22 protein-coding genes and 2 pseudogenes are annotated in these 21616 nt (G+C 54.4%); 16 read left to right on the plus strand and 8 right to left on the minus strand.

All coding sequences use genetic code 11. From position 1 onward, the window contains the following. Positions 1–2: 2 nt before the first annotated feature. From PJU76_RS03080 to PJU76_RS03130, 11 genes are all read left to right on the plus strand, one after another. Positions 3–689 (plus strand): lysophospholipid acyltransferase family protein, encoded by a 687-nt coding sequence (locus PJU76_RS03080; RefSeq protein WP_271780438.1) that lies wholly within the window; start codon positions 3–5, stop codon positions 687–689. After that, positions 686–1831, plus strand: coding sequence for a hypothetical protein (locus PJU76_RS03085; protein WP_271780439.1), 1146 nt, complete (start codon positions 686–688; stop codon positions 1829–1831). Before PJU76_RS03080 ends, PJU76_RS03085 begins: the two co-directional genes overlap by 4 nt. Then, a complete protein-coding gene (gene lpxK, locus PJU76_RS03090; protein ID WP_271780440.1) occupies positions 1828–2826 on the plus strand; it encodes a tetraacyldisaccharide 4'-kinase in 999 nt (332 codons plus the stop codon). Before PJU76_RS03085 ends, lpxK begins: the two co-directional genes overlap by 4 nt. Then, entirely contained in the window at positions 2826–3008 is a 183-nt protein-coding gene (locus tag PJU76_RS03095) for a Trm112 family protein (protein WP_271780441.1), read from the plus strand. The genes lpxK and PJU76_RS03095 overlap by 1 nt, the downstream gene beginning before the upstream one ends. Continuing rightward, complete coding sequence (gene kdsB / locus PJU76_RS03100; RefSeq protein WP_271780442.1) at positions 3005–3766, plus strand: 3-deoxy-manno-octulosonate cytidylyltransferase; 762 nt, start codon at positions 3005–3007, stop codon at positions 3764–3766. The genes PJU76_RS03095 and kdsB overlap by 4 nt, the downstream gene beginning before the upstream one ends. A 21-nt stretch (positions 3767–3787) precedes the next feature. Beyond that, positions 3788–4309 carry an inorganic diphosphatase gene (ppa, locus tag PJU76_RS03105; RefSeq protein ID WP_215859647.1) on the plus strand — a complete coding sequence of 174 codons (522 nt, stop codon included), beginning with the start codon at positions 3788–3790 and terminating at the stop codon, positions 4307–4309. Between the two features lie 65 nt (positions 4310–4374). Continuing rightward, on the plus strand, positions 4375–4755 hold the full coding sequence (locus PJU76_RS03110; RefSeq protein ID WP_271780443.1) for a hypothetical protein: 381 nt from the start codon (positions 4375–4377) through the stop codon (positions 4753–4755). Positions 4756–5098: 343 nt separating this feature from the next. Next, positions 5099–6268, plus strand: a complete 1170-nt coding sequence (locus PJU76_RS03115; protein ID WP_271780444.1) for a carbohydrate porin — start codon at positions 5099–5101, stop codon at positions 6266–6268. 340 nt (positions 6269–6608) lie between these two features. Further along, a complete protein-coding gene (locus tag PJU76_RS03120; RefSeq protein WP_271781034.1) occupies positions 6609–7079 on the plus strand; it encodes an N-6 DNA methylase in 471 nt (156 codons plus the stop codon). A gap of 42 nt (positions 7080–7121) precedes the next feature. Further along, positions 7122–7403, plus strand: coding sequence for a BrnT family toxin (locus PJU76_RS03125; protein WP_271780445.1), 282 nt, complete (start codon positions 7122–7124; stop codon positions 7401–7403). Then, on the plus strand, positions 7354–7686 hold the full coding sequence (locus tag PJU76_RS03130) for a BrnA antitoxin family protein (protein WP_271780446.1): 333 nt from the start codon (positions 7354–7356) through the stop codon (positions 7684–7686). The genes PJU76_RS03125 and PJU76_RS03130 overlap by 50 nt, the downstream gene beginning before the upstream one ends. A 43-nt stretch (positions 7687–7729) precedes the next feature. Here PJU76_RS03130 and PJU76_RS03135 read toward each other — a convergent pair whose 3' ends face one another. The 4 genes and pseudogenes from PJU76_RS03135 to PJU76_RS03145 form a co-directional block, all read right to left on the minus strand. Next, positions 7730–8575, minus strand: coding sequence for a thioredoxin fold domain-containing protein (locus PJU76_RS03135; protein ID WP_271780447.1), 846 nt, complete (start codon positions 8573–8575; stop codon positions 7730–7732). A 676-nt stretch (positions 8576–9251) separates the two neighbouring features. Beyond that, positions 9252–9389: a HepT-like ribonuclease domain-containing protein gene (locus tag PJU76_RS13690; RefSeq protein WP_408629748.1), complete on the minus strand. Its 138-nt coding sequence runs from the start codon at positions 9387–9389 to the stop codon at positions 9252–9254. 122 nt (positions 9390–9511) lie between these two features. Next, a pseudogene (locus tag PJU76_RS13695) lies at positions 9512–9613 on the minus strand (DUF86 domain-containing protein); the annotation flags it as partial. Next, positions 9610–9900, minus strand: coding sequence for a nucleotidyltransferase family protein (locus PJU76_RS03145; RefSeq protein WP_271780449.1), 291 nt, complete (start codon positions 9898–9900; stop codon positions 9610–9612). The gene PJU76_RS03145 and the pseudogene PJU76_RS13695, both read right to left, overlap by 4 nt. Positions 9901–10152: 252 nt before the next feature. Here PJU76_RS03145 and PJU76_RS03150 point away from each other — a divergent pair, with 252 nt between their 5' ends. From PJU76_RS03150 to PJU76_RS03165, 4 genes and pseudogenes are all read left to right on the plus strand, one after another. Beyond that, positions 10153–10383, plus strand: a complete 231-nt coding sequence (locus PJU76_RS03150) for a hypothetical protein (protein WP_271780450.1) — start codon at positions 10153–10155, stop codon at positions 10381–10383. Positions 10384–10478: 95 nt separating this feature from the next. Further along, positions 10479–10943 (plus strand): annotated as a pseudogene (locus tag PJU76_RS03155) (IS3 family transposase); the annotation flags it as partial. Between the two features lie 150 nt (positions 10944–11093). Next, on the plus strand, positions 11094–11423 hold the full coding sequence (locus PJU76_RS03160; protein WP_271781035.1) for a type II toxin-antitoxin system PrlF family antitoxin: 330 nt from the start codon (positions 11094–11096) through the stop codon (positions 11421–11423). Then, complete coding sequence (locus PJU76_RS03165; protein WP_271780451.1) at positions 11420–11926, plus strand: type II toxin-antitoxin system YhaV family toxin; 507 nt, start codon at positions 11420–11422, stop codon at positions 11924–11926. The genes PJU76_RS03160 and PJU76_RS03165 overlap by 4 nt, the downstream gene beginning before the upstream one ends. Before the next feature lie 1721 nt (positions 11927–13647). Here the strand turns inward: PJU76_RS03165 and PJU76_RS03170 are convergent. The 4 genes from PJU76_RS03170 to PJU76_RS03185 form a co-directional block, all read right to left on the minus strand. Next, entirely contained in the window at positions 13648–15810 is a 2163-nt protein-coding gene (locus tag PJU76_RS03170) for a TniQ family protein (RefSeq protein ID WP_271780452.1), read from the minus strand. Next, complete coding sequence (locus tag PJU76_RS03175) at positions 15810–16796, minus strand: TniB family NTP-binding protein (protein ID WP_229066188.1); 987 nt, start codon at positions 16794–16796, stop codon at positions 15810–15812. The genes PJU76_RS03170 and PJU76_RS03175 overlap by 1 nt, the downstream gene beginning before the upstream one ends. A gap of 253 nt (positions 16797–17049) precedes the next feature. After that, positions 17050–19086: a DDE-type integrase/transposase/recombinase gene (locus PJU76_RS03180; protein ID WP_271780453.1), complete on the minus strand. Its 2037-nt coding sequence runs from the start codon at positions 19084–19086 to the stop codon at positions 17050–17052. Continuing rightward, positions 19083–19814: a hypothetical protein gene (locus tag PJU76_RS03185; RefSeq protein ID WP_271780454.1), complete on the minus strand. Its 732-nt coding sequence runs from the start codon at positions 19812–19814 to the stop codon at positions 19083–19085. The genes PJU76_RS03180 and PJU76_RS03185 overlap by 4 nt, the downstream gene beginning before the upstream one ends. Positions 19815–20420: 606 nt before the next feature. Here PJU76_RS03185 and PJU76_RS03190 point away from each other — a divergent pair. Further along, the gene (locus PJU76_RS03190) at positions 20421–21458 is read left to right on the plus strand and encodes a hypothetical protein (RefSeq protein WP_271780455.1); all 1038 of its coding nucleotides are present in this window, start codon (positions 20421–20423) and stop codon (positions 21456–21458) included. Positions 21459–21616: the final 158 nt, after the last annotated feature.

The following is a 21616-nucleotide window of genomic DNA, read 5'->3' on the forward strand; positions in this document are numbered from 1 at the left end:
CCGTGCGGCTGGAAGGGCGTTCCTTACGCGTGGTGGCCGCACTGGCGGCCTATATCATCAAAGGTATGGCCCTCAGTGTGCGCTGGCACGAGGAGGGGGATGCCAGCGTCCGCGCCCTGATCGAGGCCGGACAGCCTTTCCTGCTGGCCTTCTGGCATGGGCGGGGTGTTATGGTCGCCCATGCCTACTGGCGGGTGGGCGGACGTAGGATAAAAATCCTTGTCAGCGAACATCGGGACGGCGAACTGATTGCCGCCACCATGGCGCACTGGGGTTACGGCGCGGTGCGCGGTTCAACCCGGCGCGGGGCGGTCAAGGGCGCCCGGGGGATGCTGCGGGCCGCCCATGCGGGGTACGACCTGGCCATCTCCCCCGATGGTCCGCGCGGCCCCCGCGAAGTGTTGCAAGAGGGCGTTATCGAATTGGCGCGCATTTCCGGTCTGCCTATCGTGCCGGTAACCTATTCGGCACGCTGGGCGAAACGTTTCGCCAGTTGGGATGGCTTTCTGCTGCCGCTGCCGGGCGCGCGCGGGGTGATCCTCTGGGGCGAACCGCTGCGGATCCCGCGCGACGCCGATAAGGATACTCTGATCGCTTTGCAGCAGACGCTTGAGGCGACCATGATTGATTTGCGGCAACGCGCCGATGCACGCGTCGGGCGGATTGAAATGCAAGACAAGATATCATGACGTATTACGAAAATGGCCTGCTGCGCGCGCGCTGGGCCAGTTGGCGGGACGCACGCGCCGGGCGGACGGCGCAGGCGAATGCCCGTTGGGGTTGGATCAAAGCTCCGGGCGAGCGCGGTCCTATCCTGTGGATGCAGAGCTTCAGCGATGCTGATCAGCAAAGACTGGGTATTGAGCTGGCGAAAGCCATCGCCGAAAAGCGCCGTGATCTGCGCATGGTGATGACTTTCGAGACGGAGTACCCGGCCCTCCTGAAACAGCACACCGAGAGTGCCGAGCGGCTCGGCTATGGTTTCGGGCCTTGCGACCACCCCCAAGCGGTGGGACGGGTGCTGGAGCGGTTGTCGCCCCTGCGTTATCTGGCGTTGGGTCGGACGCCCAGACCACGGCTTGCCGCCGCCCTGGGCTGGGGAAAGATACCCGCCGTGCTGATGGCGGCTGATCCCGGCTCGCAGATTCCGGCGCCGCTGGAGGCTGTCTACCCGCGGGATACGCGTCAGGCCGGGGCCTGGGCCGGGCGTGGCATCACCGAAGCCGTTCAGGAACCCGTGGACTTCGCCACCCTATTCACCATCGCCCAGGTCGATCCCAACTTCCGGGCCATGATCAGCGGTACCGACGAGGGCCTGCTGTGGTGGGCGCAGGGATTGAGCGCCGCTCAATGGGCCGGATGGCGGCAGGCCTGGGCCGCCTCGGCCCTGTCCCGGAGGGGCTTACTATTTCTCGGCGGCACCGACGCGCCCGCGGATTTGCCCAGGCTGTCCGTTTGGCAGCGCACGTCCTTACCCGCCGGAGCGGTGGTCGCCGTCGATGATGATCGCTGGTATCCGGCCCTGTCGGCGGCGGCGCAGGCGGTGCATCTGCAGACCGCCTCCCCGATGTTGCAGTGGCAGGTTTATGCCGGTTCCCGGCCCATCAGCGTCAGCCCCGGCGTGACTTTGAACGCCGCCGAACAATTGGACGCCGACACCATCCTCGCCCTGGAGGACCCCGCGCAAATTCTCGACCACTGGCAAGCCCTGCGCGGGGATGTGATGGTCGCCCGCCAGCGCGGCGACGCCACCCGGCGCATTTTCTGGCAGGAACGCCGTCACGCGGGCGAGCGCCTGCCGGAGTTTTTGCAGCGGGTTTTTGATTGGTGACCCTCCGCCGGACCCTGGAGCAGCAATGGCAGGAGGGCGGGCCGCTGGCCACCGCCTTGCGGCCTCTGGGAGCGCTGACCGGCAAGGTGGCGCAATGGCGGCGGCGGCACATACGGGGCAGGGCGGCGAGCATCCCCACCATTGTCGTCGGTAATCTGGGCGTAGGGGGCAGCGGCAAAACGCCGCTGGTGGCGGCGCTGGCGCGGCAACTCACCGCAGCGGGCTGGCGAGTGGCCATCATCAGCCGTGGCTACGGCGCCCGGCCCCCGCACTGGCCCTATCGGGTGCAACACGACGACAGCCCCCAACAGGCGGGGGATGAGCCCTTGTTGCTGGCGCAGGAGCAGGGGCAAACCCAAGCGGTTTATCTTTGCCCCGACCGCCATCGCGCCATTGCCGCGGCGGCGGCGGATGGTTATAACCTCGCGCTACTGGATGACGGCTTCCAGCACCTCACCCTGCAGCCCAGCCTGCGTCTGCTGGTGCTCTCCGGCCCCCGCCCTTTGGGCAATGGCCATTGCCTCCCTGCCGGCCCCCTGCGCGAGCGCCCGGACGCCATGCTCCATGCCGACGCCTTGCTCATGGACACCGCCGCAGCAGCAGCCATCCCGGAGCGCAACCGGCCACCCCGTTTTCTTTTCCGCATCCAGCCCAAAGACCTCGTAGCGGTGAACGACCCCACGCGTACCCGCAGCCTCGACAGCTTGCAAGGGCAGCACGTAACGGCGGTCTCCGGCATCGCCCGACCGCAGCGTTTTATCGCGAGCCTGGAGGGCCTGGGCGCCTTCCCTGACCCCCGATTTTTTTCCGACCACCACCCCTTTTGCGCCAGCGACATCGCCCATTTGCCCCGCCCCCTCGTCATGACCGCCAAGGATGCCGTAAAATGCCGGAAGTTCGCGCAGGCCGACGACTGGACCCTGCGCATCGAAGCGGAGCTGGAGCCATCCTTTCAGCCCTGGCTGGAGCGATCATTACTGCCCTGGAGAAGCTGATGAGTATCGACCACCGTCTGCTGGACCTGCTCGCCTGCCCGCGATGCAAAGGCAGTCTGCAACCCTGCGCCCAGCGTCAGGCCCTCTGCTGTCCGTGTTGCCGCCTGCAATATCCCATCCGCGACGACATTCCGGTGCTGCTCATTGACGAGGCCAAGCCCTACGAGGACAAGCCCGCGTGAGCTTCTGCGTCCTGATTCCCGCCCGGCTGGCCTCCACCCGCCTGCCGCGCAAGGTGTTGCTGGATGTGGGCGGCGTCCCCATGATCGAGCAGGTGCGGCGGCGTGCGCTGGAAAGCGGCGCAGCGCAGGTGGTGGTAGCCGCCGACCACCCCGAAGTGGTGGACTGCATCCGCAGCTATGGCGGTGAAGCCCTGTTGACCGCCGCGGAGCATGTCTGCGGCACCGAGCGCTTGGCGGAAGCCGCGCGCCTGCTGGGACTGGCCGACGACGCCGTCATCGTCAATCTGCAGGGCGATGAGCCGGGCATGACGCCCGCCCTGTTGCACGCCACCGCCCAGCTGCTGCTGGACCATCCGCAGCGGCAGATGGCCACCGCCGCCGTCCCCGTCACCCACTGGGATGATCTGGCCGATCCCCACGTGGTCAAACTGGCGCTCGATGCCGACGGCTGCGCCCAGTATTTTTCCCGCGCCCCCATGCCCTGGGATCGCAGCCATTTCCCCCTGAGCAGCGGGCAGACTTTGCCGCAAACCCCGGGCATCTGGTGGCGGCATCTCGGTCTCTACGCCTACCGCAATGCCTTTTTGCAGGACTACGCCGTCTGGCCCGCCAGCCCGCTGGAGTTGATTGAATCCCTGGAGCAGATGCGGGCGTTGGAGCGCGGCGTGCAGATTGCGGTATATTGCGCGGCAGAAGCGCCCGCAGCAGGTGTGGACACCGCCGCCGACCTTGACCGCGTGCGCGCCCTTTTTCCCTGATCATCCACAAGGAGTTTTTGCATGGACCTGAAAAAAATCCCGGCCGGCCAGTCACTGCCGGATGACATCAACGTCGTGATCGAGGTACCCCAGGGTTCCTCCGTCAAATATGAACTGGATAAGGAATCCGGCGCCATCGTTGTCGATCGTTTCCTCTTCACTGCCATGCACTACCCGCTCAATTACGGTTTTATCCCCAACACCCTGTCCGACGATGGTGACCCCACCGATTGTCTGGTTCTGGCGCCCCAGCCCGTCGCTCCCGGCGCCGTGATCCGCGCCCGGCCGGTCGGCGTGCTGATGATGGAAGACGAGAAGGGCATCGATGCCAAGATCGTCGCCGTCCCCCACGACAAGGTCGCCGCCGGTTACTCCGCTATCCGGGATGCCAGTGATCTGCCCGAGCCACTGCGCAACCAGATCCGCCATTTCTTCGAGCACTACAAGGATCTGGAGCCCGGTAAATGGGTCAAACTCAAGGACTGGGCCAGCGTGGCCGAGGCCCGCAGGATCATCGAAGCGGACGCCGCGCGCTACGCCTGAAGCTCTTGCCGCCCTGCGGCGAAGCAAGGCAGACTGAGGGCAACTCGCTTATGCAGGAGAGCCCCATGTCTGTATCACCGTTGACGTTGAAGTCTCCCGAATCGACCGCCCTCAAGGCGTCTGTTTTTGCCGATCTGCAACCAGACGAGCCTCTCTGGAAAAGGGTCCCTAGCCGCGACGATGCCGGCCATCTCCTCTCCGATTTCCGTATGATCTTTCCCGGGCTCCGCCAGAAAAGCGGTATTCGCCAGCAACACACCCTGCGTATTATCAACGCCGTATTGCACCATTACGGCTCCTGGGTGGTATTTGCCGATCTCAATATGCGCACGAATTTATTGTGGGTCAGCATCCGCCCACGCCCTGGTTTAACGCTGGAAATTCCCGCAGCGATTAAAACGCTGGTGCCGGAAGCGTTATTATTGGCGCCCTATTGGCGACGGTAATGGGTGGCAGTTATGGATGGGTTACATAATATTGCATGCCGCCTTGATGCCGATGATGCGGCAGAAAATGGCGGGGTGCGACAATTTGCCGCATTTACCAACTCCCTGAACTTGCCGTAAGGTTGATCCCGTTCGGATGAATCAACTCGTTTCCATCGCTGATATCAGCGTGGTCAATAACTTTAACGATGCTTTTTGTAATAGTTATAGTTGGTGCTATACGCTATATGAAGAGTATTTCGGACTTTATGTTGTTATTGCCTACGAGAACACCGTGGGATAATTAACCTGTTGGTTTGTAAAAGTAAGATGCCATTAGTTTGAATGGTCACTTTGAGGCCAAATGATGCCACCATTTCGTAATGGACGTAACGTTTGTCTTGCGCTGCTTTTAAAGCCGCGCCCACCGTGTTGTACGCGTCGTCCCGTCTGGTTGCTTTGCCTGGGGATATGTGCCTTAACCTGTCAGACAGCATCCACAGCGGATGCCACCAGTTTCAGCAACGCGTTTTCCTGGAATCTGTACCTCAGCCTGGATGGCGCGGACAACTTCTCTGGGGGAGTGGCGCCGGGAGCGGTGGGCAATGCTACCGGCAAAGCGGGTTTTGCATTTAATAGCGCGCGCGCCGGATGGTGGTCCGGCGGTCGGTTGGTCACCGAGTTTTTAGCGATCCAAAATAGCAGTCCGGAGAACTATGTGGGCGACGTTCAAGGCGTAAACAACCTGACGGGCCTCAGCAGGGGCGCACTCTATAAACTGTATTACCGCCAAAATATAGGCAATGCCACACTACGGGCAGGACTCATCAGTGCCAATGATTATTTCGATACAAGCGGGGTGGCGAGCCGGTTCTTGAATGTTTCCTATGGATTCACGCCGACTATTGGTGTCAATGTGCCTGCCGCGTCTTCCTATCCGTTCTCCAGTCTGGGCGTGATGGGAAGTTACGGCGCAGACGGTTGGACCGCCATGGGTGGCGTATTTGAAGGAGATGCCATCCACCCTTTACGGAACCCCTATGATCGCGGCGACATGATTTTTCTGGAGGCCGATCGGAGCGGGTCTTTGGACGGCGGTCGCTATACGCTGAAGGTTGGCGCTTGGCAAAATAGTCAACTCCCTCAATATCAATCTGCCTTGGGTAACGATACCAGTGGTTTGTATTCCATAGGAGAGTATCGGTGGAAGCAGGCTGGGATGACTTGGGGGGGATTCCTGGAGTTAGGAGCCGCGCCCAACCCGGTCAATGCCCTGCCATGGTATCTGGGTGCCGGGTTACGGCTTCGTCATTTCTGGTTGGCCGGTCCTGGCGACAGCTTGGGAATCGGCATGACGCGGGCATGGTTGCGGGGTAGGCCGCACACGGCGGAAACCGACGTCGAATGCTACTGCTCCGCCAAAATCATATCTCATCTCTATCTCCAGCCTGACTTGCAATATGTCATCCATCCAAGCGGAATTTATCCCAACGCCTTGGTGGGCCTGCTCAGACTTCACATGCGACTATCATGATTTTATTAGGTAATCTCTACTGAAATACCATTTCATATCATCCTCTCTCTCCTTATTTTGCCCGCGTATGCGGGCATTTTTTTGAAATTAAAAAGGTTACTTTTAGTTTGTAGGGCAATGGAATAAAAAAGGCTCAGGGGCATTCCATTGTCATTTCGCCATACATAGCCGCGATGAAATCTGTTGTTCAATTCAGTTCAGTGATCAGGGACGTGGGCGCTGGTCCCGAATGGGCGATGATGCGTTGGGGACTCATTCCGCACTGGGCGAAGCCCGTCTCCCGTGTGGCGGATGACGGGCTGCACCCGCTGCCTGCCTGACGCGCTTTGCTTCCCGTGCTATAACAACAGAAAGAAACAGAAGGAAGCCCCATGCCGCGCGGACCAGCCAAGAAAGCCAAGAGCGAAGACACAACCAGAGCCTCGAATCCAAGCTCTGGGCCACCGCCGACAAGCTGTTCATCGATGCCCGCAACCTGGGTTCCATGGCCGACCGCACCCATCGGGAACTGTCCGACGAGGACATCCAGAAGATCGCCGACACCTACCATCACTGGCGGGGTGATGGTGACGGGGAATACGAAGACGTTCCCGGCTTCTGCAAGGCGGCCAGCCTCGACGATATCCGCAAGAACGGTCACGTCCTGACACCGGGCCGCTATGTGGGTGCGGCCGCCAAGGATGACGATGACGAGCCGTTTGAAGAAAAGATGGCGCGACTGACCAAAGACCTATCGGAACAGTTGGCGGAAGGACGGCGGCTGGAAGAGGAAATGCGGAAGAACTTTCGGGTGTTGGGGTATGAACTGTGAGCGGCTCCATTGACAACGCAGTGTATCAATACAAAAAGCAATATGCGGCCTGAATGGGGCGAGGCCAAGCGGCAAGCCACCCTGGAACATCGGGGTTTGGATTTTGCCGATTGCAACGAAATCTTTGCAAATGTGACCTTCGAGTTTCCCGACGACCGTAAGAACTATGGTGAACCCCGGACGATCTGCATCGAATTTCTGAAAGGCCGTATGGTAGCGGTGGTTTACACTCAGCGGGGGGTTCACCGTCGCATCGTCTCGATGAGGAAGTGCAATGAACGCGAAAAGAAAGTCTACCGTGACCGTCTGGAAAGACGAGGATGAGGCCCCAGAGCTGACCGGGGTTGAATTCGATCATCCGCAAGGCCGATGGAAACACGGTGGGGAACCCATTGAAGAAGTTCAGGGCAAGGCGGCCTTCCGCGAGGCGCTGAAGAAGAAGCAGGTCAACATGCTGATCGACGCCGATGTTCTGGAATTTTATCGCCGGAAGGCTGGTGGGCGCGGCTACCAGACACTCATCAATCGGACCTTGCGCGAATCCATGGAGCGGAACGCCCTGCTGGACGCCGTGCGGCAGGTGGTTCGGGAAGATCGGACACGCTGATTGCGCCGCCTCAACGCGTACAGCCATGCACAAATCACTTCCGTCATAGAGTTGAGGATGTTTCAGAGGATATGGCCGAGCCGGTCACCGCAGTGGATCCTTGCATGGTAGCGCCGGAAACCGGGTTTGCCATCTCCGGCAATAAACGTTCCATCTGTTGGGTGGATATCAATCCGTCGATATGCTGATAATGACCATCACTCAACTGAAAGACCAAGGCAGGGACACCGTTGAACCCAAGATATTCCATGACTTTCTTGTTGGTGTCCAGCTCTTGTTGCCCTGCTCCTGTCGGACTTTCCATATACGCTCTCAGGCCAGCATTGTTGCTGCTGAATGCTACGCTCTCATAGGCATTCAAGACACTCGGGGGATTGGGCGATTGCAGTATATCCGCTGCGATCAGTGTGCTTTGGCTACTCAGAAAAGCCACGGGCACGTAACGTACGATCAAGCGCCCCTCCCCTATCAATGTTGCCTCTTCTACAAAGAGTTTGTGGCAGTAGGGACAGAGCGGATCCTGGAAATCGTAGATCACGGTCCCGCTGTTGCCCTCCTGGATATAGGTCACCTGAGCAAGTTCTGCGGCAATGTTTTGTGTAGACGGATACGTTGGTGTATTGCTCTTCGTGCAGGTATAACCCGGCGGACAGGCTGCCGCCGTGCTGGCACTGGGCATTCCGGGCAAGGCGCTGTAGCCACCATCATGAACTTCCTGAGCCATCTGATTGAGATTGGACAGAGAGCTTGGCATGCGTATCCCGGCACTTTGCGCCGCATTCTCAACGTCACCGAGCAGACCAAAAATACCGGCCTGAGCCATGACCGGCAGCAGTAATGAAAGGTATAAGCCAAATTTAGTGAATCGTATCGTTCTTTTCGTCGACATGCTTATCCTCTTGAATGGTGATAGTTGCTAGCGGGCGAATTCAAGTTTGAACTGCAATTCCTGCCGGTGTGCGGATCGTCTATTTCCTTAGCAGACGAACGCTCCGGAGATCCGTTGCGTTCGTCTCGCGCGAGCCGGGTTAGGCTCGGAACCGGCTCATCTGAACTCAGAATGGGCGATGATGTCCTATTATTCTCATTGCGAGAGGAGATCATGTTTCATATAAATGAAACTGTAAACTAATTTCGATATGCCCTGGTATGGCCTTATCGACGCAAGATCTGCAGAAGTAGAGTTTCTAGTCGTTTGGGAGGTATCCAATTGAATCCCCGTGCGATACTAATGAAAACCATCAGGCCTTCTTTGAGGGTCGCTATCTCCCAAGAATTAAAGACAATTATTGATGAATTATAACCTCTGTATACCGTAGAGTGCCAAGATTCTAACATGGCGCTGGTTATTTCGTCGCCCGGTGCCTACGGGCTGTTCTCATCACGACGTCTATACGATGATGGCAGTTTACAGCCTTATGGTAAGGCTCAGACTGAAGCTGGCCAAGCCGTGGCCGTAGGATGATAGGTTTGTCCATCGCATTTGTCGGCATAAAAGGGTATCCGGATTTGACTATGTTTGAAGGGTCACAGCCGCCCGGATTCGAGTAGCTCGATCAGTGTGTTTATGTCGGCCCCGTAGTTCTTCGGTAGACCTGGTGGTTCGTGTGGTTCATGGGAAAATCGCCCTGAATCGTCTTCCAGACGATTTCCAAATCCACCTTGTCGTACCCGTGCGAAACACGGTTGCGCATCGTGTACATAACCAGCCAAGGAATGTCGTCATGCAGGGTCGCGAATTCCGGGGCAACGCGCTGGATGTTGTTCGAGCCTCGCCAATGATCTCGATGTTGCGGATCACGGCGTCCTGAACCAGTTCGCTGTTCAGGAGTGCGACCTCATCCATATCGGCGGTGTAGCGGTCGATGCGCTCGATAGCCCGCAGGATGTGGCTGAGGTACTCGGGGACACGCAGTGTCTTGGTCATACCGGCACCGCTTCGGATAGAACCACGCTGCGGAACGTCTCGGGCAAGGCCCTAGGCGTCAGCACATCGACGGACACGCCCATAAGGCGCCCCAACTCGACCTGGATGGCCGCGATGTCCATCAGCGTGGTCTCCGGTGTCGGATCGATGAGGATGTCCAGATCGCTGCTGTCCGTGTCCAGGCCGCGCAGCACGGAACCAAACACCCGAGCATTACGGGCGCGGTGAGACTCGACTACATGCCGAATTGCAGCACGGTTCGATGCCAAGGCTTCAGAGGGCTTCATGCGCTCTCCCACAATAAAATCCGGTTTCATGATAGTCGAACACAGTAATAAAAGCATCAAAATCCGGTTTTACGCCAAGATGGCAGAAGCTTGTCCGGTCTCCTGAAACACAGCCAAATCCGGATATCCAAAAATAACTAATCGTGATATCTCGGTTGAGAGAACCATTGCTGGCCCCCCTACAGATCCCTGCGGGCGCAATTCACGCCCCAGGATCCCAACCCTGGGTGATTGGCTAGGGGTAAAATATGTGTGGCAATAGCGGCCGCACTACAGCAATCCGTTCTAGTCGATTCCATCGTGCGAGATATTCCTGTTCCTGACGCAGGGGAACTCATCGAAGGCGGATTGAAGCTCATGCTGAATATGGAAAAGACCCATATAACGCATGTGAACGATGGCTTCGTCTTTCTTGGCCACCGAATTATCCGCAAGCGCGGACCACGCGGCCGCATGCGGCCTGTGATGTCGCTTTTGCTATGAGCAACACTTGAACGGAGAGCCGGATGCGCTGAGAGGTGCAAGTCCGGTTCGGGGAGGAGAGGCGGGGAAATAGTTTCGACTACGCCCCATCTCTTACTCTACTTTCCACTTGGCAGGGTTGGCGCTATGTCGCTTTTGTGATCGATGTTTTTGCGCGTCGGATTGTGGGATGGCGGGTCAGCTCTACCATGCATACGGACTTCGTGCTGGATGCCTTGGAACAAGCGCTACACGCCCGACAACCGCAGCGGGACCAATCCCTGATTCACCACAGCGACCGTGGTACGCAATATGTCAGCATCCGCTATACAGAACGGCTTGCCGAGGCTGGCATTGAACCCTCTGTGGGGAGCAAGGGAGATAGCTACGACAACGCCCTGGCAGAAACCATCAATGGACTGTACAAGGCCGAACTGATCCATCGTCGTGCGCCCTGGAAAACCAAAGCGTCCCTGGAACTGGCCACCCTGGAATGGGTGCATTGGTTTAACCATCACCGACTTCTGAAACCCTTGGGATATATCCCTCCGGCAGAAGCTTTTGCACCTTGCAGGCGGCAAGGGCGGATGGTCGGCCCGCTTTTAAGGGGTGAGGCCGGTCATGGGCTCTGGGCTTCCCGTCAGGATGATAACAATCCTGGTAATGCATTTGCATTGATAAGGCAAGCGCATTACCATGCAGCATATCCTCCCTCTTTACTGGAGAGCGCCATGCCCACTACCCTCGAAGTCGAATCCACACTCACCGACCGCTACCAGACCACGGTGCCGGAAACTGTCCGCCGCGCCCTCAAGTTGGGCAAGCGCGACAAGATTCACTACACGATCCGCCTCAGCGGCGAGGTCGTGCTGACGCGCGCCGAGGTCGGCGAAGACGACGATCCGGTGCTTGGCCAGTTCCTGGACTTCCTGGCTCACGACATCGCCAGCCACCCAGAGCGCCTGCAGGTCGTGGACGTTGGCCTTGTCCGCCGACTCCAGTCACTGGTCGGCGGCATTGAAGTCAATCTCGACGCCGCCCTGTCGGCAGACGATGAATGAACTTGGGCAAGCCAGATCCTTTGGTCATTCATGGCTGGACGGTTTTTGTTCACCCCTTGTTCCTGGCTCAGCTTGAAGCTCTGGCCCGGCAGGTCGGGGCCTTCAAGCAAAAAGATCCGGTCGGGTACGTGAAGAAGAACGCCAGCAAGCGATTGGCGGCGATCACCAAACTCGCGTTCGATGTCATTCCACAAAATCCGGCGCGGCCCGAATACCGGCAAGGCAACACGCTCGGTGACGAGTACAAGCACTGGTTTCGAGCCAGGTTCTTCCAGCAATACCGGCTGTTCTTCCGTTACCACGCATCAAGCAAGGTGATCGTGTTCGTGTGGGTCAACGACGAGGACACCAAGCGCGCCTATGAGAGCAGTGATGACGCCTATCGGGTGTTCCGCAAGATGCTGGAAAGCGGCCATCCTCCGGATGACTGGAAACATCTGCTGGCGGAGGCCCGGGCCGAGAGGCAACGCTTGCAGCCGTTCACCTCCGCCATCACGCCGTAAGGCTTGGCTTCCGTAGCGCTTGGACAAAGCCGGCCAAAATCGTCTGCGTCCAAGTGGTACAGATTTCTCGTGTTCTTTACCGAATGGCGAAGCTACCGCTTTGCCGGGTATGGAATTGCTCTGGTTGCGCACAGGGTTCCCCGCGGATTTCTGGGATAATCCCGATCCTTACCCGCCTTTTCATGGTTTCCTGTAATCGGCCAGAAACGCCTCTGGAAGCCATCCGAATGGCGGCTGGTCTCCACGCACTCGCTGTCCCCCAAAATGCAAAAAAGATCGTCCTGTACCTGGATTAGGGCCAGGTGTGCGGCCTCCACCCGTGACACTGTAACGACGACTTACCGCAGCGTTTCCGGTTGGGCCGTAGCGGGGAGGGGCCCGTGGCGGATGCCTGCGGCAGCGATCCATCCCCGCCGCCCTCGACGGCTCTGCCGGGGGGAACTGGTCCAGATCGATGGCTCTCCCCATGATTGGCTGGAGGATCGAGGACCCCGCTGTACCCTGATCGTCTTCATCGACGATGCCACCGACGGGGCGCAGAACAATAAAGTGTCATCCCGAGAGTAACGCAACTCTACGCGCGAGACGAGATTTTTGTGTTTTTATGCCGCTTCACAAGAAGTGGCAGCCTACGTTTGGCTGACTGGTCTCTTTTGATCTCATTTTATGTGTCGCGCCAGTCTCACTTTATGTGTCGCCCAACGCGGCCATTGGCCGACATGTTAAATGATATTGAAGCCCGTTAATAATCAGATATCTACTGACTTATGCGTCACATATAGTGAGACTGTGCGACACATAAACTGAAATTAATGAACAAAGCCGACGCATTAAATGATACTGCTCATAGCCCCTAACCATGAGAAAAGAGCCAATGGTATTGGCAGCGCGGTTCGAGATTGATGTTGGATCCTGCAATGGTGTTTGGTTCAGTGCGGGCGAAGACTCCGGAGATCCGTTGCACTCGCCTCGCACGAGGCCAGTTAGGCTTGGAACCGGCTCATCCGAATTCAGGATGGGGCGAGGAGCCCCTATTATTCTCGTCGCGAGTGGAGAGCATGTTTCATGTAAATGAAACTGTAAACCAATTCAATATGACTTGGTATGGCCCTATCGATGCAAGATTTACAAAGGTGGCGTTTCTAGCCGTTTGGCGGTATCTAATTGAATCCATGAGCGAGAATAATTAAACCATCATATCCTCTTTAAGGATCGCTGTCTCTCAAAGACTAAAGACAATACTGATGAATTATAACCTCTGTATACCATAGTGCGCCAAGATTCTAACATGGCGCTGGTTATTTCGTCGCCCGGTGCCTACGGGCTGTTCTCATCACGACGTCTATACGATGATGGCAGTGTACAGCCTTATGGTAAGGCCCAGACTGAATCTGGTCAAGCTGTGGTCGTAGGATGATAGGTTTGTCCATCGTAATTGTCGGCATAAAGATAACTAATCGTGATATCTCGGTAGAGAGAACCATAGCTGGCCCTCCCTACAGATCCCTGCGTGCGCAATGCACACCCCAATATCCCACCTGAATGATTGGTGGCAACCCTTTGGTTTGGCAACGGGTGGAAGATGTATGGCAATGGCGGCCACGCTGCAGCAATCTGTTATAGTCGATTCCATTGTGCGAAATATTCCTGCCCCTGACGTGTGCGTTGACATAAGTAGTCCTCCCGTGTTCCTGACTTTCTGATATTTCACAGGTCTTGCGCTATTCATGCTCATTACTGGGTCCGCTATATTCCTTCAATAAGCGTAGTTGATCGAAATCTGCGCGCCGATATAGCTTGACCCCAACGATCTTGGATTCCATGACTTTCTCCGGTGCAATCAGCCCGCGACGCTCCCAGTTTGGTAATAAACTGCGGTGCGACCCTAGTAGCTTCCCAGCTTCATCCGCTGTAATAAAGATGCGCTTATAGCGTTGGACTTCCTCTAGACATTGTCTGCGGATAACGCGACGTACTCCGAGATCAATTACTGTGACCAGATGGGTGTGCACCCAGCGATGCTCGAACGCTGAGCGAGTCTCACCAACGATCTTAGCCGCATCATCAATAGCTATGAGGTTTTTGTCGTCGAGCATCGAGTTTAGTCGATCAAGAGAATCCTTATTGATCTGTAGCGCGCGTCCACCGTGTTCTGCAGCCTCCAATAGACCTTTCAGGACCAAGCCTTTTGTCCGTTGAACAGTTAGCCCTAATGCTTCTGCGGCTTTTGCTAAAGAAATTGTACTTTCGGTGGTGTGTTGGGCCAGCCCAAGCTTTTTCCGCCCTGTTCTTGTCGGATAATTGTCCAGCGCTGCGACGGCCCCCAGATCTAATGCTTCCAAATCTTGGCGGAGAAAAATGTAGGTAAGCCCTCCGTCGATTTTCGGGCCGGACACAGGACGAATTCCAGTCGACATAAGCTTTTCTGCAAAGTTTGTCACGCTGGCGCCAATCTGCCGGGCTAGGCTGCCGGCGAAGATATAGTCTTTCTCAAATTTTTCAGCGTCGGAAACGTCGATGACAGTCATTTTCCGGCCATTCGTTACCCTTTTCTCGGCAGGAATAACTCCGGCTTTAATAGCGAAACGAATATTTTCCGAGTGAACATTACAGCGTTCAGCGAGTTCGGCGACAGTCACGCAGTCATCCCAGTGGGCACATACTTTCCGCGCAGGAGCCTCGACAGTTAAACTTTCTAGGCCTGAAGCCAAATCAAATCCTCCGCTCACGAGCGCTCCCGCGATGATGTCGCTAATGGCTTCTGCTAAGGAGTGCCGTGGGCCTGGGGTTTTGCCGTACAAGAAAACCGATATGGCATCCTTTACTACGGATTTACGGTTCTCCAAATCCATGAGTAGCCGGTTGAGAGATGAATTCTCAATGCGCCAGGCGTGGCCACTTTTGTTGCGTTTCCCACACAAGATATTATGGTGGACAAGTTTCTTTGTTAAATCTTCGGTGAGTCCAAGAACCGCTGCGGCCTCCCGAATTCCTTTCTGTCCTGAGACTTCTTCGAGTGACGATGCTGGCAGCCAACCTCGAATACCCAGCTCCCTTAGAACCAGCACACCAAATTCCTGGACCACCGTATTTCCTGACGCCAATAATGGCTGGCATGTGATTCTTGGATGAACGGACAGACCACCACATTCATTATCCAAAATATAATTTGCGACCAGCGGGGCGAGTGACTCTGGTCGGCGTATGCCAGAAACTGCAAGTTCGACAAGTTTGTGCTGTTCGCCAAGGGATCCAACCTTGTCCAGAATCGGGAGCAATCCTTCAAATAACGCGTCCAGCGCAGCAAAAACCTTCTGATCCCCCGTTGTAGCAAGTTCCTTCACGAAGGCCGTTACATCGGTATCTATCGTCTCCGGGGCCGACAAGGATAAATCATACCCACACCGACATGTTGCAATACCTGGCCTGTTCCAAGACAAGTGCAGTCCACATTCTGGACATCGGTCAATAAGGAGGACCCCATGTTTAGGGCAGCTGGTAACCAGACGATGATCCCATGTACGCTGCAGGTACAATTGTTTTCTAAGGCAGAGAGGGCAAAGAGCACCGGAGACGAATCGCATGGATGACCAAGGCGTCGTGACACTTGACCATCGGATGGGGGACACCTCTGTCACGCCATCACGATGGTACGCCAAATTGACCCCGATACCTTCGTGCATGCCCAGAGTGTGCATGATATCCTCAAGGGCTTCCGGTCGCACAAACAATGTTCGCAAATGTTTTTCATCGGAATTTCTTATGCAACGGTAGGCAGTTAGCAGTTGGACAGGAGATTGCCAACCATTTTCTTCCGCCGCCCTCAGAAGAAGGCCTCCTGGTGACTCCTCTGGGTATGGGATTGGACGGACAAGAAGTGCCATTAGTTGACCCCCCTGAACCCATTTTTTATATTCCGCACGAGCTCTTCCTGAGATAAGCGAAATGGATTAATCTTTACCAGAGATCCGCTCTGGCTTACCCCTATATCATAAGCGGCCGCAAAATCTTCCATTGTTGTGGTCTCACGCCGGGCGCGCAAGGTAACAATTACTGTCTCCTTCATCAATCCGGTAGCGTAAGAGGGATTCCCTCCGCTGGCAGCATATAGAGCGAGTGCTTCTGTTTTGCTGCTGAGGTCGGGAAAGCCAGCGAGGTTACAGTATTCGGGTATTGCTGCGCCGAGTGCCTCAACAAATAGGCGGAATTCACCTTTCTCCTTGCCACCAAAGCCAAGGTTATCGAGTCGAAAGCGGCGTTGAAACCGTCGGGCGAGCTGTGGGTCTGCATCTACCAGCACCTCGCATTCCGGCATCCCTACAAGCACCATTGGCACATGCGTCTTGTTTATCAACGTCTTTACCCAGTTGGAAACATCTTGCCGGTACTCTTCGCGTCGACTGCGCTTTTCATCAAGAAGATGTTGAAATTCATCCAGCAAAATTAATCGCGTTTCACACGCTTTGAGTTGTGTTATTACTCTATGTGTGAGATTTATGGCTGTTCCGCGATCCGGGTGCACATCCCCTAATGCTCCTAGCAGCGACGACGCGACGCCACGAATGGTTGCGGGACTGGGGATTTCCGAATAAAAAGCAGGAATAACGGTGACTTCTTTGCCTTCGCGCACATCTATGCGCCGCGGTAGGTGTTGCAGAACGGCGTTACATACGGTAGTTTTTCCTGTTCCTGCACGTCCAATCAATACGGCATTTAATGGCTCTGCTGCGGTTAATGATCGCCGCAAGCAATCTTCGATGCCAGCCACTGCTCGGTGAGCGGAGGTGTGGGCAACATAAATTTCGTCAATTCGGTTGGCGCGTTCTTCGATTTCGAACTGATCCATTTTCAATGATTCCTCATTAGACATATTGTGATTTATTTCCATAATATAAATACATCAACGCTGATCCAGATGATTGCTCCGGGGTACGGTGCACAAGACACCTATTCCAAAAGATATATGCTGGGTATGGTTATCTTTTCTGTTCCAATCTAATTGGACCTGCGTTGCTAAAGATGTCAGTTGACATCTGCAACTGCGGTTGTTAAAAAATCTGGTGGTGCCAATATATCAGTAGATGTAACGTCTTTTTCTGTTGGGCATCTTCGTCTAATATGGTTCATTTATTGAGATCTCTAATGATTCTCTGAACTTCAAAAGATCTTTTTTCTGGCGCACTGTTTTTTGAAGTTTCGACTATATCTATGGGGTCTGTGTCATTTTTTTTGCATCTATACCTGTTCTCCCCGGTTTCGACGACACTTTCCTCGTTTTTACCGTCATCCGGTGGGTCTCCCAGGGTATCAGCTTGTTCAGGTAGTTCTTCGGTATGTTCCATGATTTTTTCATCCGCATCGAGTAATCTTTTTCTCTTCCCATCGGTTAGACGAGCAATTTGCTTGTTAGCATAAGACTCGCCGTCTTCAACAATTTTTTTCCAAAGCTCCCAGCGTGCCTTCTCCCATGCAAAAGGTGGCAGTTTTTCTAAATCCGCCTTTCCTTGATCCTTGATCTCCTGGCATACCTTCCTGTGTTCGTAAAGAGTTAAGCCTCGGGTGTATTCTGGGCGAGTAGAATCGGCTTGGATAAAATTTCCGTGACTCCGCGGATCTTCCACAAATACTCGATCCAGATTTAACTCATCCACAAAGACCTTGACCTTATCGGGAAGTCCGTGGGATCCCAACTGCTGTTCTAACATTGCGAGTGCGTGGGAATACCAGTGCTGGTTTTCGTACTGAATGCGGCCACGATTTATGGAGCGCAAAACTACCGAACGTGCGATGATATCCAAGTCGTCCATAGGAAATACTAGCGGCGAATGGTCTTTGGAACTTTCTTCCCACGCATGAAACGGTGTTCTACCAAATCCACGATGAAGGCGTACGTGGTAATCCATTTCCAACCATTCAAAAACGCGTGATTTTAAAATATCCATGGTAACGCATGCATATTTATTTGATAGATAATCACCGCGATCCTTCGGATTTGAGAAAGTTGTTCCTTTCAATATATGGATAAGTTGGTGGTTCAGGGTCTTGAAGAATCGCTCGATATGCGGTTTACCATTCGGATCACGTGGTGCACAGGTTTCAATCTGAATTCCTGTCCTGCTGCAAAAATTGCGCACCGCGTCACTGCCATAATCCGAACCATTATCGAAGACCACTATTTCCATGACGCCGCCCATGTTTTGCGTGCATTTCTGGCTACAAGCCATCTTCAAGGCCATTAAGAGCGTTGGAGCAGAGAAAGGCGTGAATGTGATTACCAGTGCGATAATCGCACGGGACCACACATCGATCACCGCAGTGCAATATGGCCTACCCAGCACATCTCCCGTATCGGGATCGACAATAAGTACATCTAATAGTGTCCCGTCTGCTTCGGTCACTTCAAGCACACGTGTTACTAACCTCTGAGCACCTGCCGCCTTGTGACGACGGTTCGCGGCATGCGGGCCAAACCTGGCGCGGTCTCGCTTATATAAATCGATTTCTGCTACACGTCGTTGCACAGTTCTTTCGGAAGGAAATGTTAAATCCGCAGGTGGCAAGTCATTATCGCCGAATTCTTCCATGAGATGCCCCGCAATGTGAGAGCTAACGCGGGCCACGCTGAGTCGCTGGCTATTCAGATAATCCCGCGCGATACGATCTGACATGATTCCCTCTACGCGCGGGTCAAACCGCAACGAGCGATTCCCGCGGTCTCGAAATCGTGGAGCTAATGAAAGCGGATTCTCATTGGCCAGGATGTATTTCCTAATCCATCTTAGAACGGTAGACGTCCCCGGTGGATCCTCCTTCCGCTCCTTGGCAAGATTAATAATCAACGGTTCAACATATTCGTGTGATCTAGCGACCATAGCTTTAGTGATGGGGCGGACATAGCTGAGACGCCGGTTCATTTCTGTCATTTCCACCTCAGTCAACTTTGATGGCCGCTCTAGATCGTTTTCATTGAGTTTTTCGCCTATCAGTTCTGCTATGTTCCGATCACGAAGCTCCTTGAATTTAGCGAAGGCCATATGGCGTATTCGACCGCCTTTTACTTCCGCATATCGAATACGACCAGCCTCGACGGCGAGAATTTCGAACTCGATTTTTCGGACAACGAACCGCTGTCCAATTTTCATGGCAGTTTCTGGGATCATTTTTGGTTACTCCTCAGCCAAACGAGCGAATGGGGACCTACCGGAAGATTTTCGTCGTAGCACGCAAGTTCTTGAAATAGCAACTTCTCCGCCACCAGTGGTGGAATCCCGGCCTGCTGCAATGCTCTTTGAAATTCGCGCAGCGAAAGTGCACCTCTCAATTCCTGCAAGATTGCCAGAGCCAGATTCGATATGAGTTCACTATCCGGTGCTCTAGCTCCGCGATAAAGATATTTGAGATTTCCCAGCCGCGGTGCCTGATAAATCATCTCTTCCGTTTCGACTCGAAAACCAATATCGAGGCGGGCGAGCGCATCCGTCAGCCATGAATAAAAAATTGCAATATCTGGATCGTTCATGACGCCGGAGAACTTTATTTCTCTTAATTCAATCGAACCATCGGAGCGTAAAAAGGCAAAGTCCGCTGTGTACCGACCCCTTGGTCCGAAGTCCATCGTTACGGGCTGGCTACGGTAAATCTGTATTGTGCGGTCGTGCTCAAGGAAGAGGCAATACGCCGCCTCCAGTCTGCTCTCACAAGGGATAAGACCACCATTCTTTGTGCTCGGAAAAAATACAATATTTTTTCCAGGTAGTCCCTTGCGCAGTTTGCGGACCCCGTGAAGAATGCTGCTCGGTGGCTTTTCTGCAGAAAAAATTGTTTGCAAAGCTGGCCGCAAATCATTATTCAGATCAGTGATTGCGAAATGTCCACTGATGTTGTTCATAAGGTTCCCATTAAAAATACATTAAAACGATTGCTTGCATACTGCGTATGAAATAACATATTTACCCGTATTGGTGTTCTGTATTTCCAAAGCGTCGACATTACTCGTCGTTCGTTCAACTCATTTTCCCCTTTAAATTTACCGTAGCTGGTAAGGGCCGCATGTCGACGCGCTCGGAGATTGCGAGGCTGAAAATAATGCAACGGGGTGTCAGTAGCCCATGACGCCTTCTTTTTTGATGCGGATTGATACAGCAAACTTTAAGGTATTGATTTCTTGTGGGGCACTTGTGTTCGTCCGGACTAATGCACGCTGCTGGTCCGGGTGATCCCAGGAACGGCTTTATAAAAATTAGGTTATGCGATTGGGGATCGTCGTTGGGCAATGCTTTCAAAATGGTATCCTCGAACAGGCCGTTAAATGTCTGCGTACCTGAGCGCCTAACCTGTGGGGTTTACTGCTGAACGGCCACCCTTCCGACTGCGCTCTCAGTTGCATTGGTACAATCTTCCAGACAATTATTAGATGTGGCACAGTGGCTTGGTAGAAGGTAAAATTGGATACCAACTTTACTCCACCGAAGTTTTACATCTATTTGATAAATAAATGTATTCAGAAAAACTTGAAGAATTTAGAGGTGCTGTAAACCAGTCTTTGGCGAACGCGACCAGCCCTCGTCGGGACGAAATGGCGGTTCTGGCCACAGTGCTGTGGTACTGGCGCGTGCGAGAACTGTTGCGCCCTATGCTTGGGAATAGCCCAACGCCTTACGCGATTGAACGCTACCTGGAACCAGAAGGGTTCGGGCGTACTCAATTCAACGAAGTCTTTCGCCGGCGGAAGTGGGACAAGTACGCCGTCGGTTTGCACCAACCATCAAAAACGACGGTCAGCAAGGTGGAGGCCATGGTTCCCGGGAGTGCGGGGATACTTAGGCACCCGATGTGGGAAGTTCTACGGCAACCAGATAGGGTTCTGGAAAAGAAGGAGTCGTGGCTTGGTCGGCTGGCGCCGGATATTCAACGGATAGTTTTCGCGAGCGAATCAAAGCTTAGCATGCGCAAAGCGTTAACTAGCCCTGACATCAATGAAAAACATCTCCAGCAATTAGAAGTAAGGGCGGGGTTCGATTCGGTAGCCTGCCTAGCCATTCTATTGGCAGAGAATATTTATTCATATGATGGGAATAATGCTATTCATATTAGCGATTCACTGTACCGTGCATTGTTAGTGTCTTGTGCATTTGATTCCTACTTGTTGATGGCTGGACACCTCTTCCAGTGTTTCCGGGATAGGCTTCTGAACCAGGTGGTGGTTGACGACATGAGGCTGGATCTGGATACCGTGGATTTCTCCGAGTCTGCTTTCCTCTTATGCAGAGAACTATGGAAACTCATGGGTGATAGTAAGATAGGGTGGAGTCGTGAAGATAGGGCTCGGGCAGGAGCGCGAATGCTCAGAGGAAAATTTGGGTTTGATGCTATGTGGGGATTATCCCTTCTCCATGTACCAGTAGCACCTAACTCAAAAAATTTTCACAAGGCCACAAAAGAGTATGAACGGGCTCGAAAGTTGCATGATTGGGGGCTGCACAATTTGCGCAATGGGATAGTTGGTAATATTCCACCACACGATATTTGGTAAGAATCTAAAATGAAGCGCCATAGATATGCCAAGAACTTGGTTGGCGCCCGAGACGTTAACGTGGATTATGAAACCAACCATACAGTTTTTTGTCCTTTGTCGTCTATCGCTATGGTCTTCGGTGGATCGCTGTCTAGGAGGATGCTGAAAAAGTCGGT

The organism is Acidithiobacillus ferriphilus (assembly GCF_028215975.1).
GTDB classification, from domain to species: domain Bacteria; phylum Pseudomonadota; class Gammaproteobacteria; order Acidithiobacillales; family Acidithiobacillaceae; genus Acidithiobacillus; species Acidithiobacillus ferriphilus.